The sequence below is a fragment of the Hymenobacter convexus genome (genome assembly GCF_030580955.1).
In the GTDB taxonomy this organism is placed as follows: Bacteria; Bacteroidota; Bacteroidia; order Cytophagales; family Hymenobacteraceae; genus Hymenobacter.
The window spans coordinates 230,698-246,145 of record NZ_JAUQON010000005.1; the positions used below are offsets into that span (position 1 = coordinate 230,698).

The following is a 15,448-nucleotide window of genomic DNA, read 5'->3' on the forward strand; positions in this document are numbered from 1 at the left end:
ACGACGCCCACTGTTCAAGGCTCGTTGCCCGGAAACTCCTGTTGAATAGCTCTGCAAAGCTCTTAGGTCACCGGTCTGTACGCCCTGATTGATATTGGCTTAGCGCATGATATATCTCAGGTGCGGCTTCGAGCGGCCGGTCCGCCCACATTCGCCATTGCCAGTTTCTGAAACCTACCCGCACCGCTTGCTGATGGCCAGGCTGCCGTTTACCAATGTGCCGGTGTAGTTTATCGGTCTGCAAAATGTTGATTATCTGGTTGTTTTGCTCAATCAGGTCGTTGTGCTTGAACTCGCTCAGCGTCCGAATCAGCGACTCCGGCGCGCTGCCCACCACGGCGGCCAGGTCGTCGCGCAAGAGTTGAATGGCCGCCTCGGGCGCCTGCTCGTGCAGGCGCAGCAGGGCGGTGGCCACGCGGCGGCGCAGCGAGTTGTAGGCCATGCCCAGCTGCTGCTGCTCGCGCTCGTGCACGCGGCCGGCCAGCAGGCGCACAGACTACTCGCCCACGGCCGGGGGCCGGTGCAGCAGCTGCGTAAGTCTTCCTGCGGAATGGAGAGCAGCACCGCGTCGTCGAGCAGCACGGCTGGGTCGGCGTGCGGGCGCTGCTCCAGCAGCGGCAGGTAGCTAAGCCGCGCGGGCTTTTTCGACCCCGATTTTGCCGTTTTCGGCCGTCAGCACCGCGTAGCCGGCCCGCTCCAGAACCTCGGCCGTGTTTTCGCGAACCAGGTCGCTGTCATCAATCAGCAGAATGGTTTCCACAGGGGAGGGTGATGGTGACGGTGGTGCCCCGGCCCAGCTCGCTCTGCAGCTTCACGGTGCCACCCAGCAGCTCCAGGTAGCGGGCCACGATGTAGAGCCCCAGGCCGGTGCCGGGCAGGTTGGCCGCGTTGCGGGCCCGGAAAAACCGCTCGAACAAATGCTCCTGGTCTTCGGCCGAAATGCCGATGCCCTGGTCCTGCACGCTCAGCGTGAGCCACTGGTCCTGGGTGGTGGCGCGCACCGCCACGGCCGTGTTATCGGGCGAATACTTAAAGGCATTGCCGAGCAGGTTCACCAGCACCTTGCGCAGCAGCGAGGCGTCCTGCCACAGCGGTTCCACGGCCCGAAAATCCTGTTCTACCCGCTGGCCGGGCTTGCGCAGGCCCTCGGCTTCCTGCAGGGCTTCGCTCAGGAGGGTGGGCAGCTCCACGCGCGTGGGGTGGGCTTCGAGGCGGCCTTCCTCGATTTTGCCCACCGAGAGAAACTCTTCCAGAATATCGGTCAGGTGCTTCACCGAGGTGCGAATGCGCTCGAGGTGGCGCTGGCGCTTGTCCTGCTGCTCGGCCCCGGTATATTTCTCAATGAGCGCGGCCGAAGTGAGCACGCCCGTGAGCGGCGTGCGAAACTCGTGCGAGGCCATGCTCACGAAGCGCGACTTCAGCTCGCCCAGCTCCCGCTCGGCGGCCAGGGCCTGGCTCAGCTCCTGGCTGCGCAGCTCCAGCTGGGCCAGGGTGGTTTCCAGGGCGTGGGTGCGGTCGGCCACCTTCTGCTCCAGCTCGGCGTTGAGGCGGGCCACGCGCTGGTGCTGGGCGCGCAGCTCGCGCTCGGCGTCTTTCTTGAAGGTGATGTCGATGACGTATGCCACCACGAACAACTCTTCGTCGAGGTGGAAATAGCTCAGGCTCACCTCCACCGGAAACTCCGAGCCGTCGCGGCGGTGGGCCAGCAGGTCGCGGTTGTGGCCCATGGCCCGCGCCGCGGGGTGGGCGTTGAAGGAAGCGCGCAGCTGCTCGTGGTAGCCGCGCACCGCCGTCGGCACCAGCGCCTCGATGCGCACGCCCACCAACGAATGGTCGGGGTAGCCAAACAGGGCGTGGGCCTTGTTGTTGGCCAGCACAATGGCGCCGGCCTGGTTGCACATCACGATGCCAATGGTGGCGTGGCTCACCACGGCCTCGAATTGCTCCACGCTTTGCACCAGGCGGTGCTCGGCGGTGTGCAGGCGGTCGGTGTTGGTGAGGCGCACGAGAAAATAGTGTTGACGGTCGACGGTGAGCAACGTGAGTTCGACGGTGGCCCAGAACGGCGGCCCCGCATGCCGCCGCATTTCGGCTTCAAATTCGTAGTGGCCGTCGCGCAGCACCCGCTCGCGCAGGCCGTCCCATTCAGCGGGCGTCATTTGCTGGGTGCGCAGGGTATGCACCGGGTCGTCGTACAGGGCCTGGGCCGAGGGGTACCCCAGCAGCTGGTAGCCCGCCGTGTTGACGTGCGTAAACCAGCCGTGTTCGACGTGGTAGATGCCCATGAATTCCCTGCTCTGCTCGAACAGAATATCCGTGAGCGGGTTGCGGTACAAGGTGGTCGGCATAGGCAGATGCACGCTTTCACGCTGCTTTTCTGCAATAACCACAAATATTGCAATGTCGCCATAGCGCCCCGCTGAGGGCGCTGGCCTTTAATGTCCGGTAAGAAGCACCAGCAGAATGGGTTAGCGCAACTCCCGGTCGAAGGGTAGTAAATACGCTACCTGCAGCATCAGCGCGTCGTGGTAGGCACGAGGCTTGGAGGCCGCGCCGGCGGGGTCGAGCAGGGGCGTGAGCCCGCGGTTGAGGCGCAGGCCGAGGCTGAGCCCGCTGAGCGTCTGGTAGCCCACGCCGCCAACGATGCCCACGTCGAAGCTGCTCAGGTCGGCGCGGTCGGTGCTGGCCACGAACGTGGCCTTGTCCGGCACCCCGGTCGAGTAGCTGGTGGTCGTCTGCGTTTCAGCCCTGGCGTGCACCAGGAAGCCAAACTGGAGCCCGAATTCCAGAAACCAACCAGCCACGTTCACATTCGCCAGCACCGGCACATCCGCGTAGGTCAGCACCCGCGTTTGCTTCACGGAGCACTGCTTTTCGCCCGTGGCCAGCCCGGCGGTGCGCTCCCCCGTGAGGCGGTAGCCGCGCAGGTTGAGCAGCACTTCGGGCTGCAGGGCCACCGAGCCGTGCCCGGACACGGGAATGCGCAGGGCCGCGCCCGCGTGGTAGGCCAGGTAGCGGTTGCCGAGGCGGGTGGTGTAATCGGGGCCGAGAAGCTGCTTCAGGTCATCGCCCGCGAGGCCGGTGTAGGTGCCGCCGGCCTTCAGGCTCAGCTTCACCGGGCCTTTTTCCGGGGCTTGCGCGGCCCCCGGCAAGGCGGCCAGCAGCAGGAGCCAGGCCCCCGCCAGCACCCGAAAGCGGGGCCGGCCACCGGCCCGGCGCGGCACGCCGGTCGTTTGGGCGGCCCGGCACTGGCAATCCGGAGCGCCCCGCCCGGCCAAAAGCGCGGGTGCCGGGCCTGCTTAAAATTACCCGCCGCCCCCACCGGCCCCCATGATGCCGCTCAAGCCGGAAGCTGATTTCGGTCAGGCGGAGCTCCCCAATCCGGTGGGCGCGGCTACCCCGGCTGGCCGGCGGAGGCCGGCAGCAGCAGCAGCGGGAGCGGGCTCAGGGCCACGAGCTGGGCCGTGACGCTGCGGTGAAACAGACTGGCCAGCAAGCTGTGGCGCCGGGCCACCACCCCCAGCACATCGGCCTTGGTTTCGGCCGCGCCTCGCAAGATGCCCGCCGCGGTATCGGGGTGGCGCACCACGTGGGGCCAGCGGCCTTCGGGCTGGGCGGGCAGGCCGCTGTGCTGCACGGCATACAAAACCCGGTGGCCCGCCGCCGCGCCGGGGTCTTTGCGGTGCGTCACGTGCAGCAAGGTGATGCCGGCCTGCAGCCGGTCGAGCAGCTCCGCCAGCCGGCGCGGGTTGGCCAGGGCAAACCCGTCGCCGTCCACGGCCAGGGCCATGGAGCACGGGGCAATGGTGACGGCCCCGCCGGCCGGCACCACCAGCACCGGGCAAAACACGTAGCGCAGCAGGTCGAGCGCGGCACTGGTCACGATTTCGATGGGCACGGCCTCGGGGCGGCCCAGCACCAGCAGCAGCGGGTCGTGTTGCAGGGCCGCTGCCGCCAGGGCTTCGGGCAGCCACTCCTCGGCAATGGCCACTTCGGTGGGCACAAGCTGGGCCTGGGCCAGCTGCTGCAGGGCCGCGCGGGTATGGCGCTCGGTGCGCCGGCTGCGGCGGTTGGGGTACTCGTCGGGCAGCAGCAGGGCGTCCTGGCGCACGTGCAGCAGCACCAGCCGGGCCCGCAGGTGCCCGGCCAGGCCGGCCGCGTACACCAGGGCGTGCTCGTCCGCAAAAAAATCGGTGAGCACCACGAGCGCGGGCGAAGTCATTGGGAAGCAGAAAAGAAGTGGAGCGAGCCCCGGCGGGGCCCGAACGCATGAGACGCGGCCTCGAAGCCCTGGGGCTACGCCGCGGCCAGCGCCGGCGGCGCCACCGGCCCCTGGCGCAGGCCACCGGCCGGCTGGCTGAGTTCCCAGTGCGCCAGCATGGTGGCCAGGTTGAGCACGTGGCCCTTGGCTTCGCCAGCCGCGGCCTCGCCGAAGGCTTCGTCCAGGTTGGTTTCCAAGAGGCTGCACCAGCGCTCAATCTGCGAAGCGGTGAAGAGCGGGGCGGTTTCCCGGTGCAGCGGCCGGCCGGTGTAGTGCGCGCCCACCAGCGCCTGCTCCCACCAGGCGTACTCGGAGCCGTGGGGCGTACGGGGCCGGGCGGGAAAGGCGCGGCCGAGCAGGGCATCGCCCACCACTCGTTGGGCAAATTCGCGCACGAAGCGCTGGCATTGCGCAGGGGTGATGCCGACTGAAGAAAAGGGGATTGACACGGCTAAAAATGGATAAGGGCCCAGCCGCGGCGGCGCAAGCCAGTAAATCGGGCAGCGAGGGCGACCAAGCGGCCGCACATCAGCCGCCGACAGCCTCGGAGGCACCGCGCCCAAAGCTGCGGGCTCAAAGCCCAAAGCTTTTCGCCCGCAGCAGGAGTGAGTGCTCAAAACAAAGGTAGCCCGGGGCTACAACGCCGGGGGGTGATGCCAATCAGCCGAAGCCCTGATTCTAATCAGGTTACCCCGCCCGGCGACTCAGGATGCCGGGTGCTGCGCAGGGCTGAACACCGCCAGCGCCTCTTCGTCCGTCACCTCGCTGAAGTCCTGGTAGTACTGGCCCACGGCCCGGAAATCCAGCGGCGCCAGCAGGCACACCACCTCATCGGCGGCTGCCTGCAAGCGGCGCAGCGCCTCGGGCGAGGCGACGGGCACGGCCACGATGATGCGCTGGGGCCGCTGCTGGCGCACCAGCGTGATGGTGGCGAGCAGGGTGTGGCCGGTGGCCGCGCCGTCGTCGACCACTACCACCGGGCGGCCGTTCAGCGGCTGGGGCGGGCGCAGGCCTTGGTAGGCCTGCCGCCGGGTCTTCAGCTCGGCCTGAATAGCGGCCACCCGCTCGGTGAGCCAGGCGCCGGGTACGGCCACGTTGGGGCTGAGCACGTAGCCCTGCTCGCTCACGGCCCCAATGGCGAACTCGGGATTGTGCGGATGGCCCAGTTTCTTTGTCAGCACCACGTCCAGGGGCCAGTCGAGGGCCCTGGCGATGACCGTACCCATGGGCAACGCCCCCCGGGGCACGGCCAGCACCACGCCGGGCAGGCGGCGCAGGTGCAGCAACTGCTGGGCCAGCAGTCGGGCGGCCATCTGGCGGTTGGCAAACGGGGCTTCCATGGCGAAAACGGTTTTGTTAACGAAGGCGGTTGCGTGGGCAAACGGCTCAGCCGAGGTAGCGCCGGTACCAGTCGGCGGCGGCGGCGGCCACGGCTTCCAGCGCGCCGGGCTCTTCAAACAAATGCCCCGCGCCGTGCGCGCCTCCCTTCTGGGAACACCAGCTGCACGCGCAGCTCCAGGGCGAAAACGCCCTGCTGCTTTCCGCCGAGCTGCGCACCCTGCCGCACTTGAAGCAGCCGGTGGGCCACCGCGCCATTGGGGTGGTGTACCGGCCGCAGTTCGAGCAGTTCGGCAACTACGTGCCCTCGCTCATCCCCGAGCGCTACGACGCCTTTCTCTTCCTCGACCGTACCCAGGCCCTGCACCCGCTGCCCACTGCGCCCCAACCCAACGTGCCGCCCGACCTTTATCCCTGGGGCGAGTAGGCCGGCGGGCCATAAACGGCGCAGGCCACCCCGGGGCGGCCTGCGCTTTCGTCGGTTTCATAAGCCGACAGGCCTCGCGCTTACGCGGGACTGTGTCATTGCTCAGTGCTGCACCTGCAGCCGCAACTGCTCCACCTGGTGGTCGTGCAGCAGGCGGCACAGGTATACGCCGTTGGGCAGCGCGGCGGTGGGCAGCGTCAGGGTTTGCCAGCCGTCGGGGGCGGTGCTCACGGTCGTTGGCGTGGCGACCAGCGTGCCGTATTGGTTGTAAACCTGCACCTGCGCCGGCCCGGTGGCCGGCTGCCGGAAACGGAGGGTTGTAGTGGCAGTGGCCGGATTGGGAAAAGCTTCCAGGGCTACCGGGGCGCTGGTTCCGGGCCGGGGAGTGGCAGTGGGGCAGCCCGAGTGGCGGCTGTATTTCACCGTGCCGAAGTCGACGTACTCGGGGCCGGTATTCAGGGACAAGCCGGTCACGTAGGCATCTCCCTGGGCACTTACGGCCAACGCAACCGCCGTCACGGACCGGTAGCCCTGGTGAAAACCGCGCGCCAGCCACAATTCCCGGCCCCTTTGCTTGTCGTATTTCAGCGTGGAAGTGATGGTGCGGAAGGGCACATCCGAAGTGCCGGTGACGTACACATCGCCGGCGGCATCCAGCGCCACGCCCACGGGGATATCGTTCGTGTCGGTGATGAAACCGTCCTGCACCTGGGCCCCAAAGTAGCGGGCCACCCAGCGCGGCTGCCCGGTGCGCGCGCTGTACCTGAGAGTGGCGTAATGGGGGCTAGGGGCGGGAAGGGGAGAGCCGGGCGGGGAAGGGGTAGGCGCATTCGGGTCGCGGAGGCCATCGGAGGAGCCGGTCACGTAGGCGTTGCCGGCCTGGTCCACGGCAATGCCGGTGGCGACGTCGGCGGAAGTGGCCGTTTCGGCGTAGCGGGCCACCCAGCGCGGTTGGCCGGTGCGCTCGTCGTACTTCACGGTGGCATAATCGGCATTGCCGGCGGCGTTCACCGAGCTGCCGGTGACGTACACATCGCCGGCCGCGTCCACGGCCAGGCCCGCGGCCCGGTCGTCGCGCCCGCTGGTGCCGCCGAAGCGGGCGGCCCACTGCTGGCGGCCCGTGCGCCCGTCGTACTGCACGGTGGCGTAGTCGTAATCGGCGGCGCAGTAGGAGCTCCCGGTCACGTACACGCTGCCCGCTGGCGAGAGGGCGATGCCCACGGGGGTATCGGCCTGGTTGGCGGGCCCGTTGTAGCTGGCGCGCCAGCTGGCCCGGCCGGTGCGTCCGTCGTACTTCAGCGTCACGTAGTTAGCGCCGCCGGTTCCCTCCACCGAAGCGCCTGTCACGTAGGCATCGCCGGCGGCATCCACGGCCAGGCCAATGGCTTCGTCGTCGGCATTGGCCGGGCCGTTGTAGCGGGCCAGCCAGCGTTGCTGGCCCGTCTGGGCGTTGTATTTGATGGTCACGTAGTCAGTGTTGCTGCCGTTGGAAGAATAGCCCGTGACGTAGACGTTGCCGTTTCTGTCCACGGCAATGGCCGTGGCAACGTCTTCCTGGTGGGCGGGGCCGGCGTAGCGCGCGGCCCACAGCTGCTGGCCGGTGCGGGCGTCGTACTTGACGGTGGCAAAATCATGCAGCTCGTTTTGGCGGCTGTCGGATGCGCCGGTGACGTAAACATCGCCTTGCTCGTCCACGACTATTGCCCTGGCTCGGTCATCCCCCGATACACCGCTGTTGTAGTGGGCCAGCCAGGTTTCGGGAATCAGGCAGGTGGAAGGCGCGGGGCTGGGCGGCGCCGCCGGGTGCTGCGAAGATTGGGCGCGGCCCGGCTGCCAAAGCAGGCACAGGCCGGCAGCTGCCAGTAGGCAGCGGGGGGAGAGGTGAGGCATGAGCGGAAAGGGGGTAAGGTGAATGTTGTGAGCTAGTTAACAGTGGCGCGTTCAGGCGTGGCGCGCTGTCCTTCATCGAAATAGGCCCAGGGTATGAAGTGGATAAGCTGGGCCCGGGCGCAGAGCCATTAATCAGGCCGCCAGGGCTGGCTGGCCGGCCGGGCCGGCAGGAAGCAAGCGGGGATGCTGCTTTTTGAGAGGCGCAAGAACGCCGACGCAGCAGGGGCGCGCCATGATGAGAATCAGACTATCAATTGATTGTGACCTTTGCGGGTTTGCGCCGGGCCGGTAACCTGGGCGCTAGGGGCATTTTTTCGGGTGGGGCAGACGGCGGGGCCGGCGGCTATGCCGCGCCACCTGTTGAGGATTAGCCCGCCGGCTGATGCAAATCATAGTTTCCGGCGCGCTGCCGGCGCAGCTTTGCGTCGTTCCGGCCGCCGCACTTCAGGCAGCGCCGCGGCTCTTCGCGCACCCTTTTTTTCCTGGCCCCATGCAACCAACGTTTGTGGTAATGACCGATTTTTCGGACGCCGCCGAGGGCGCCCTGGCGTACGCCACCCGCCTGGCCAACCTGGTAGACGGCCAGCTGGTGCTGCTGCACGTCCTTGAAGACCAGGTGCCGGTGCTGCTCGAATCGCCGCTGGCGCCGGTGGCCGCGCGGCTCCGTTCGCGGCCACCGGCCAGCCGCTCGTCTGTGCTGGGCCGGCTCACCTACGAGGCCCGGCAGCTGCCCGTGCCGGCCGAAGCCGAAGTGGCCGACGCGCCGCTGGGCACCGCGCTCCACCGGCTGATGGCCCACCGCTACCCCCAGCTGCTAGTGCTGGGCCGCGCCCACGCCCACGCCTGGTTTGAGCACCTGCTCACGCAATCGCACCCGGCGGCGGCGGTGGAAGAAACGCACGTACCGGTGCTGCTGGTGCCCGAAGACTGGCCTTGGTCGGAGCTGCCGCGCCACGCGGTGGTGGCGGCCGACGGCGAACCCCTGCCCCTGACGGCCGCCTGCCAAAACCTGGCCCCGCTGCTGGCCCGGCTGCCACTCACCACCACGGTGGTACACGTGGCGGCTCACGCCCACGGCCCTTCCCGCGCCGCCGAGGCCCTGGAAGCCGTGCGGCAAACCAACCTGTTTGGCCCCCTCGATGGCAACAGCGTGTACGACGTGCGCGAGATTGCCCCGGCCGCCGGCCTGCTGCACGCCGTGCGGGAGCTGGACGCCGACCTGCTGGTGGTGATGCCCCGGCCCCATTCCTTCCCCGGCAGCCTGTTTCACCACGACGTGACGGCCGAGCTGCTGCGCACCAGCCCCGTGCCCGTGCTGGTGCTGCCCGTTGTGTGGTAAGGCTCCAGGCCAAGCCGGCTTTTAGTCATTTCCGGCTCAGGCTGGCGCGGGCGCCCGCCTGCTGATGCCGTTTTCCTTCCTCTTTTTCTCACCATTCTTCTTTCATAACCATGAAAACGACTCTGATTACCCTGTTGTTCGCCAGTGCGTCCTTGGGCGCCGCCTGGGCCCAGGCCCCGGGCACCGCCAAAACCGTCACCATCCACCACGTCAAAAAAGGCCAGGAGCCGCAGAAGGTAATGTCGGCGCTGGAGAAGGATTTTCCCGGTTCCATTGTCCAGGATATGTCCGCCATTCCCGGCTCCTTGTATGGCCAGGAATGGTCAGTCACCGAGGCAAAGCCCACCGGAAACCAGGACAACCTGCAGTACTACCAGGTGAATGCCAGCAGCAAAGGCATGAAATACACCGCCGTTTACGACCAGGATGGCAATTTGATTAGCTCGCGCCGGGTGCTCAAAGACACGCCGTTGCCCATCGAGGCCATGAAAAACGTCGCCACGCAGTTTCCCGACTGGAAGGTGATTGGCAACAAGGAAAAATTCACCATCCACAAAGACCACGACAAAGTGGCCTACAAGGTGGAAATCCAGAAAGGCCAGGAAATCAAGAAGGTCTTTCTCGACGAAAACGGCCGCATCACCCGCGTGGTGAAGAACAACCGGATTCGGATATAGTAGCGTCTTTGGCCAGCCATTGTGGCCTCCGATTTATGACTTCGCTTCCCCCTCCGGCTTCGGCTGCTGATGACGGCCTCCTGGCCTACTGGGCGCTGCCCAGCGCCGACGTGCTGGCCCGGCTGCGCACCCGCGAAGCCGGCCTGACCACCGCCGAAGCGCAGCAAATCCGGCAAACCGCCGGCCCCAATACCCTCAAGCCCCACGCGGCCCCGTCGGCGTGGGGCTTGTTTTTTCGGCAGTTCCAGAGCCCGATTTCGCTTATTCTCATTGGCGCGGCCGGGCTGTCGTTCTTCCTGCGCGACGTGGTGGACGCCAGCATCATCCTGGTGATTATTCTGGTGAGCGGCGTGCTCAGCTTCAGCCAAGAATACGGCGCCTCGGCCGCCATGCAGCAGCTGCTGGCGTTGGTGCAGGTGAAGACGAGCGTGTGGCGCGACGGCCGTGCCCAGCCGCTGCCCGATGAGGCCCTGGTGCCCGGCGACGTGCTCAGCCTCAGCGCCGGCGACCTAGTGCCCGCCGACTGCCTGTTGCTCAGCAGCAACGAGCTATTTCTCAACGAGGCCACGCTCACCGGCGAAACTTTCCCGGTGGCCAAGCAGCCCGGCCCCGTGCCGGCCGAAGCCCCGCTGGCCGCCCGTACCAACGTGCTGCTGCTGGGCGCCAGCGTGGTGAGCGGCAGCGGCACGGCCGTGGTGGTGCGCACCGGCCGCGCCACCGAGCTGGGCCACCTGGCCGCCCGCCTCGAAACCGCCCCGCCGGAAACCGATTTCGAGCGCGGCATCCGCCGGTTTGGCTACCTGCTGCTGGAGCTGACGCTGGTGCTGGTGCTGCTCATTTTTGCCGGCAACGTGCTGCTGCACAAGCCCGCGCTGGAAGCGTTTTTGTTTTCGCTAGCCATTGCCGTGGGGCTCACGCCGCAGCTGCTGCCGGCCATTATCAGCATCAACCTGGCGCAGGGCGCGCGCCGCATGGCCCGGCAACAGGTAGTGGTGAAGCGGCTGTCCTCGATTGAAAACCTGGGCAGCATGACCGTGCTCTGCACCGACAAAACCGGCACCCTCACCGACGGCACCGTGCGCGTGGCCCGCATCATCGACCTGCACGGGCAGCCTGCGCCGGTGGTGCAGCGGCTGGCCAAAATCAACGCCCAGTTGCAACAGGGCTTCCGCAACCCGCTCGATGCGGCCATCCTGGCCTTCGCGCCCGACGACGTGGCCGCCTGCCCGCGCCTCGACGAGATTCCCTACGACTTTATCCGCAAGCGCCTCACCATCCTCACCGAGCTCGACGGCCAGCCCCTGATGGTGACCAAGGGTGCCGTACCCAACGTGCTGGCCGTGTGCCAGTGGGCCGATGCCGGCGGCCCCACCCCCGAGCCGTTGGCGGGCTATGCTGATGAGATTCAGCGCCGGTTTGAGGAGTTGAGCGCGCAGGGGTTTCGCACGCTGGGGCTGGCCATCAAGGCCACCGGCGGCCGGCGCGATATCAGCGCGGCCGACGAAACGGGCATGACCTTTCGGGGCTTCATCACCCTGTTCGATTCGCCCAAGGAAGGCATTCGCCACACCCTCGACCAGCTGGAGGAACTGGGCATTCAGCTGAAAATGATAACCGGCGATAACGCCCTGGTGGCCGCCGCCGTGGCCAAAACCGTGGACATCAACGGGGCCGGCGAGGTGCTGACCGGCGAGGCCCTGCGCCAGCTGAGCCCGGAGGCGCTGCGCCACCAAGTGGCCCGCGTGCACGTGTTTGCCGAAATCGAGCCCAACCAGAAGGAAACTCTGATTCGGGCCCTGCAGCAGGCCGGCTACGTGGTGGGCTACCTCGGCGACGGCATCAACGACGCCAGCGCGCTGCACGCGGCCGACGTGGGCATTTCCGTCGATTCGGCCGTGAATGTGGCCAAGGAGTCGGCCGATATTGTGCTCTTGCAACACGATTTGAAAGTATTGGTACAGGGCGTGCGCGAGGGCCGACGCACTTTTGCCAACACCATGAAATACCTCTTCATGGCCACCAGCGCCAACTTCGGCAACATGCTAAGCATGGCCGGGGCGTCGGTGTTTCTGGCGTTTCTGCCGCTGCTGCCGGGCCAGATTCTGCTCACCAACCTGCTCACCGACCTGCCGGAAATGACCATCTCGTCGGACAACGTGGAGCCGGCCGCCGTGCGCCAGCCCGCCCGCTGGGACCTGGCTTTCATCCGGCGCTTCATGCTCACGTTCGGCCTGCTCAGCTCGGTGTTCGATTTTCTGAGCTTCGGGCTGCTGCTCTGGGGCTTTGGGGCCGGGCCCACGCTGTTTCGCACGGGCTGGTTTGTCGAGTCGGTGCTCTCGGCCTCCGTCATCGTGCTGGTGGTGCGCACGCGGCGCGTTTTCTACCGCAGCCGGCCGGGCAAGTGGCTGCTGCTGAGCACGGCGGCCGTGGGCGCGGCGGTGCTGCTGCTGCCGCTGAGCCCGCTGGCGCGGGTGCTGGGTTTCGCGCCGCTGCCGCTGGCTTTGTACGGCGCCATTCTCGGCATCGTGGCCACCTACGCGCTGGCCGCCGAGGCGCTGAAGCAGTGGTTTTACCGGCGGTATGCGCGGCGCGCGGCTACGCGCGGGGGGTGGAAAGCCAGCACATACACGCCCATCACCCAGCCCACCGAACCCAGCCAGCCGGCCAGCGCATCGCTCGGATAGTGCGCGCCGAGGTACACCCGCGCTGCGCCCATGGTGCCCGTCCAGCCCGCGCCCAGCCCCACCGCCAGCCAGCGCCAGCGCGAAGGCCAGAGCAGCAAAACCACGCTGGTAGCCAGCGCGGCCGAGGCAATGGCGTGCCCGCTAGGGAAGGAGTAGGCCGTGGCCCGAATCGGGGATTTCATCAGCGGGCGCCACTCCTGGGGGCGGGTGCGCTGCAACAGCGCTTTGCCGGCCAGCTCCAGCAGCCACGCCCCGGCCATGCCGGTGCCCACCAGCCCGGCCTGCCAGCGGCGGCGATTCAGCAGCAGCCCGCCCAGCAGGCCCAGGCCCACGGCACCCATGCCCACCGGGCCGCCCACGTGCGAAAGCCAGGTTGCCGCCCTATCGAGTTTCGGGTTGCGGTGGGCTTGCAGCCAGGCAAATAGCTTTTCGTCGGGCGCAAAGCCTTTTGGGTCACGAATGTCTTTAGCCAATTTGAGGCAGGCCAGCCACGGCAGCGCCCAGCCCAGGCCCCTCAGGGCCGCGCGGGGTGCGCGCGGTAGCCAACGGGGCGCTGGGTGTTCGTTTTGAATAAGGGCGGAGGTAGACGTCATAGCAGTGGTTTATGAATGGCTCTGACTATACGCCTGTACCAAAAGGAACGGTCATGCTGAGCGGAGTCGAAGCATCTCTCCCGCAATACTAAAATTAATTAGTTGCGCAGTAGAGATGCTTCGACTCCGCTCAGCATGACCGTTCTAAGCAGTTTTTGACCAGTCCCCTCAATTAATCCCCAGAATGGTGCTGACTTGCACGGTCAGCAAATCGAGCACGAAGACGACCAGCGAGGCCACCACCACGGCCGAGTTGGCGGCCCGGCCCACGCCTTCGGTGCCTTCCACGGCGTAGTAGCCTTTGTAGCAGCCGATGAGCCCGATGGCGAAGCCGAAAAAGACAGATTTGACCAGGGCTTCCAGCACGTGGCCCACGGTGAGCTTCTTCAAAATGTCGCTGGCAAAGAGCTCCACCGTGGTGTCGCCGTGCAGGCTGATGCCCAGGTAGGCCCCGGTTAAGCTAAAGCCGTCGGCCAGCACCGAGAGCACCGGCACCATGAGCGTGGCGGCCACTACCCGCGTCACCACCAGGTATTTGAAGGGGTTGGCGCCCGATACTTCCATGGCGTCAATCTGCTCGGTCACGCGCATCGAGCCCAGCTCGGCCCCAATGTTGGAGCTGACCTTGCCGGCCACCATCAGGCCCGTGATGAGCGGCCCCATCTCGCGAATGATGCTGATGCCCACCATGGACGGAATCCACGACTCGGCCCCGAACTGCACCATGACGGGCCGCAGCCGCATGGTGATGACCAGGCCCATGATGAAGGCTGTGATGCCCACCAGCAGCAGCGACTGGTAGCCCACCGCAAAGCACTGGCGCACCAGCTCGCCCCACTCAAAAGCCCCCCGAAACGCCTCGCGGAAGAACCGCCCGGCAAAGCGGGTGAGCAGGCCGGTTTGGGGCAGGAGCGAGTTGTCGTTCACGGCAGAAAGCCCGCGGCAGGTCGGTTGGCAGTCAAGGCAGTGGGTGGGGGCTTAATGGCTATTGGGCTGCGGCGGTTTCGGGCGGCGCGAGCAGGCGCACCAGCTCCGATACCCGGGCGTCGTCGTCGCTGCCGTAGCCGTTGATGAGCACGCCCTTTACGGCGCTGTCCGACTCGATGGCGTAAATCACGCACTCGTCGGCCGGATTGGAATCGCCCTCGAACCGGTACACCTCGCGGATGTGGAAGCGGGCCGGATTCACCCGAATGTCCAGGTTGGGGTTGGGCTGCTGGGCGCCGGTCAGGTTGTAGTCGTGCACGTAGCCGCGCCGGGCCAGGTCGCGCAGGGCCGCGCTTTCCGAATCAAACGTTTTAGGCTGCATGGTATTGGGTGATAAATGGATAGGAACGATGTATGAAGTAGCCGTTACGGTTTTGGCCAATTTCCCATTCAGCTGAATCCTATTCTTCGGCGGGCAGCACCAGCACGGGAATTGGGCTTTCCTGCAGGAGCCGGGCCGTGACGCTGCGGTGGAACAGGCTGCCCAGGAAGCTGTGGCGCCGCGCCACCACCACCAGCAGGTCGGCTGCCTGCCGCGCCGCCTCTTCCAAAATGCCGCGCAGGACATCGCGGTGGTACACCTCGTGCAGCTGGCTGGCCGTCAGGGGGGCTTCGGGCAGGTCGTTTTCGGCAATGGTTTCCAGCACGGTGGCTACCTCGGGCCGCGCGTGCTCGTCGTCGGTCACGTGCACCACGTCGAGGGTGCCGCCGGTAGCCGCCAGCAGGTGTTGCACCGCGCTTTGGTGCACGCCCAGGCGGAAATGGTGGCCATCGACGGCCAGCAGCAGGCGGCGGGGCGGAAATTTATCCCAGCCCGGGCCGGGCACCACCAGCAGCGGAAACGGCACGTGCCGCAGCAGGCGCGTGGCCGTGCGCGTGAGCACCTCGGGCGGCGCGCCCTCGTAGCCGGGGCGCCCCAGCAGCAATAGCAGCGGGTCCCGCTCCCGGACAACTTCCCGCACGGCATCGGCCAGGGCGTCATTCGAGATGTCGACTTCGGTGGGCACCGGCTGCTCGGCGGCCAGCTTTTCCAGGGCGTAAAAGGTTTTCAGCTCACCCCGCCAGGTGTGGTGTTCCCGGAATTCTTCGGGGGCCAGCAGGGCGTCGTGGTGCACGTGCACCAGCAGCAGGTGCGCCCGCAGCGGCACCGCCAGCCCGGCCGCGTAGGAGAGCGTCCGGTTCGAAACGGCGAAAAAATCGGTCAGAACTGCAAGGCAGGGCGACATAATCAGGAAGCATTAGAGGTTGAAAA

General features: G+C 66.9%; 16 protein-coding genes. 4 read left to right on the plus strand and 12 right to left on the minus strand.

What is annotated here, in order from left to right; genetic code table 11:
* Positions 1-67: 67 nt before the first annotated feature.
* The 7 genes from Q4S41_RS12730 to Q4S41_RS12760 form a co-directional block, all read right to left on the minus strand.
* Positions 68-493 (minus strand): Crp/Fnr family transcriptional regulator, encoded by a 426-nt coding sequence (locus Q4S41_RS12730; protein ID WP_305031499.1) that lies wholly within the window; start codon positions 491-493, stop codon positions 68-70.
* 132 nt (positions 494-625) lie between these two features.
* On the minus strand, positions 626-760 hold the full coding sequence (locus Q4S41_RS12735) for a hypothetical protein (protein ID WP_305031500.1): 135 nt from the start codon (positions 758-760) through the stop codon (positions 626-628).
* A complete protein-coding gene (locus tag Q4S41_RS12740; RefSeq protein WP_305031501.1) occupies positions 738-2,348 on the minus strand; it encodes a sensor histidine kinase in 1,611 nt (536 codons plus the stop codon). The genes Q4S41_RS12735 and Q4S41_RS12740 overlap by 23 nt, the downstream gene beginning before the upstream one ends.
* Before the next feature lie 120 nt (positions 2,349-2,468).
* Positions 2,469-3,224 carry a porin family protein gene (locus Q4S41_RS12745; RefSeq protein WP_305031502.1) on the minus strand — a complete coding sequence of 252 codons (756 nt, stop codon included), beginning with the start codon at positions 3,222-3,224 and terminating at the stop codon, positions 2,469-2,471.
* 170 nt (positions 3,225-3,394) lie between these two features.
* Positions 3,395-4,222 carry a universal stress protein gene (locus Q4S41_RS12750; RefSeq protein ID WP_305031503.1) on the minus strand — a complete coding sequence of 276 codons (828 nt, stop codon included), beginning with the start codon at positions 4,220-4,222 and terminating at the stop codon, positions 3,395-3,397.
* 74 nt (positions 4,223-4,296) lie between these two features.
* Complete coding sequence (locus Q4S41_RS12755) at positions 4,297-4,710, minus strand: hypothetical protein (protein ID WP_305031504.1); 414 nt, start codon at positions 4,708-4,710, stop codon at positions 4,297-4,299.
* Positions 4,711-4,965: 255 nt separating this feature from the next.
* Positions 4,966-5,601 carry a phosphoribosyltransferase gene (locus tag Q4S41_RS12760; RefSeq protein ID WP_305031505.1) on the minus strand — a complete coding sequence of 212 codons (636 nt, stop codon included), beginning with the start codon at positions 5,599-5,601 and terminating at the stop codon, positions 4,966-4,968.
* A 191-nt stretch (positions 5,602-5,792) separates the two neighbouring features.
* On the opposite strand from Q4S41_RS12760, the gene Q4S41_RS12765 reads away from it, so the two are divergent.
* On the plus strand, positions 5,793-6,026 hold the full coding sequence (locus tag Q4S41_RS12765) for an erythromycin esterase family protein (RefSeq protein ID WP_369811299.1): 234 nt from the start codon (positions 5,793-5,795) through the stop codon (positions 6,024-6,026).
* Between the two features lie 102 nt (positions 6,027-6,128).
* On the opposite strand, the gene Q4S41_RS12770 is transcribed toward Q4S41_RS12765, so the two are convergent.
* Positions 6,129-7,916, minus strand: coding sequence for an SBBP repeat-containing protein (locus tag Q4S41_RS12770; RefSeq protein ID WP_305031506.1), 1,788 nt, complete (start codon positions 7,914-7,916; stop codon positions 6,129-6,131).
* 490 nt (positions 7,917-8,406) lie between these two features.
* Between Q4S41_RS12770 and Q4S41_RS12775 the strand changes: the two genes are divergently transcribed.
* The 3 genes from Q4S41_RS12775 to mgtA all read left to right on the plus strand — a co-directional run bounded on the left by Q4S41_RS12775 (position 8,407) and on the right by mgtA (position 12,616).
* Positions 8,407-9,255, plus strand: coding sequence for a universal stress protein (locus Q4S41_RS12775; RefSeq protein WP_305031507.1), 849 nt, complete (start codon positions 8,407-8,409; stop codon positions 9,253-9,255).
* A gap of 110 nt (positions 9,256-9,365) precedes the next feature.
* The gene (locus Q4S41_RS12780) at positions 9,366-9,932 is read left to right on the plus strand and encodes a hypothetical protein (RefSeq protein WP_305031508.1); all 567 of its coding nucleotides are present in this window, start codon (positions 9,366-9,368) and stop codon (positions 9,930-9,932) included.
* 35 nt (positions 9,933-9,967) lie between these two features.
* Positions 9,968-12,616 (plus strand): magnesium-translocating P-type ATPase, encoded by a 2,649-nt coding sequence (gene mgtA / locus Q4S41_RS12785; protein ID WP_305031509.1) that lies wholly within the window; start codon positions 9,968-9,970, stop codon positions 12,614-12,616.
* Here mgtA and Q4S41_RS12790 read toward each other — a convergent pair.
* The 4 genes from Q4S41_RS12790 to Q4S41_RS12805 all read right to left on the minus strand — a co-directional run bounded on the left by Q4S41_RS12790 (position 12,502) and on the right by Q4S41_RS12805 (position 15,422).
* A complete protein-coding gene (locus tag Q4S41_RS12790; protein WP_305031510.1) occupies positions 12,502-13,209 on the minus strand; it encodes a phosphatase PAP2 family protein in 708 nt (235 codons plus the stop codon). The two genes, mgtA and Q4S41_RS12790, sit on opposite strands and share 115 nt — an antisense overlap.
* A 168-nt stretch (positions 13,210-13,377) precedes the next feature.
* Complete coding sequence (locus Q4S41_RS12795; protein ID WP_305031511.1) at positions 13,378-14,136, minus strand: MlaE family ABC transporter permease; 759 nt, start codon at positions 14,134-14,136, stop codon at positions 13,378-13,380.
* A gap of 58 nt (positions 14,137-14,194) precedes the next feature.
* A complete protein-coding gene (locus tag Q4S41_RS12800) occupies positions 14,195-14,518 on the minus strand; it encodes a phosphoribosylpyrophosphate synthetase (protein WP_305031512.1) in 324 nt (107 codons plus the stop codon).
* A 79-nt stretch (positions 14,519-14,597) separates the two neighbouring features.
* Complete coding sequence (locus Q4S41_RS12805) at positions 14,598-15,422, minus strand: universal stress protein (RefSeq protein ID WP_305031513.1); 825 nt, start codon at positions 15,420-15,422, stop codon at positions 14,598-14,600.
* Positions 15,423-15,448 lie beyond the last annotated feature (26 nt).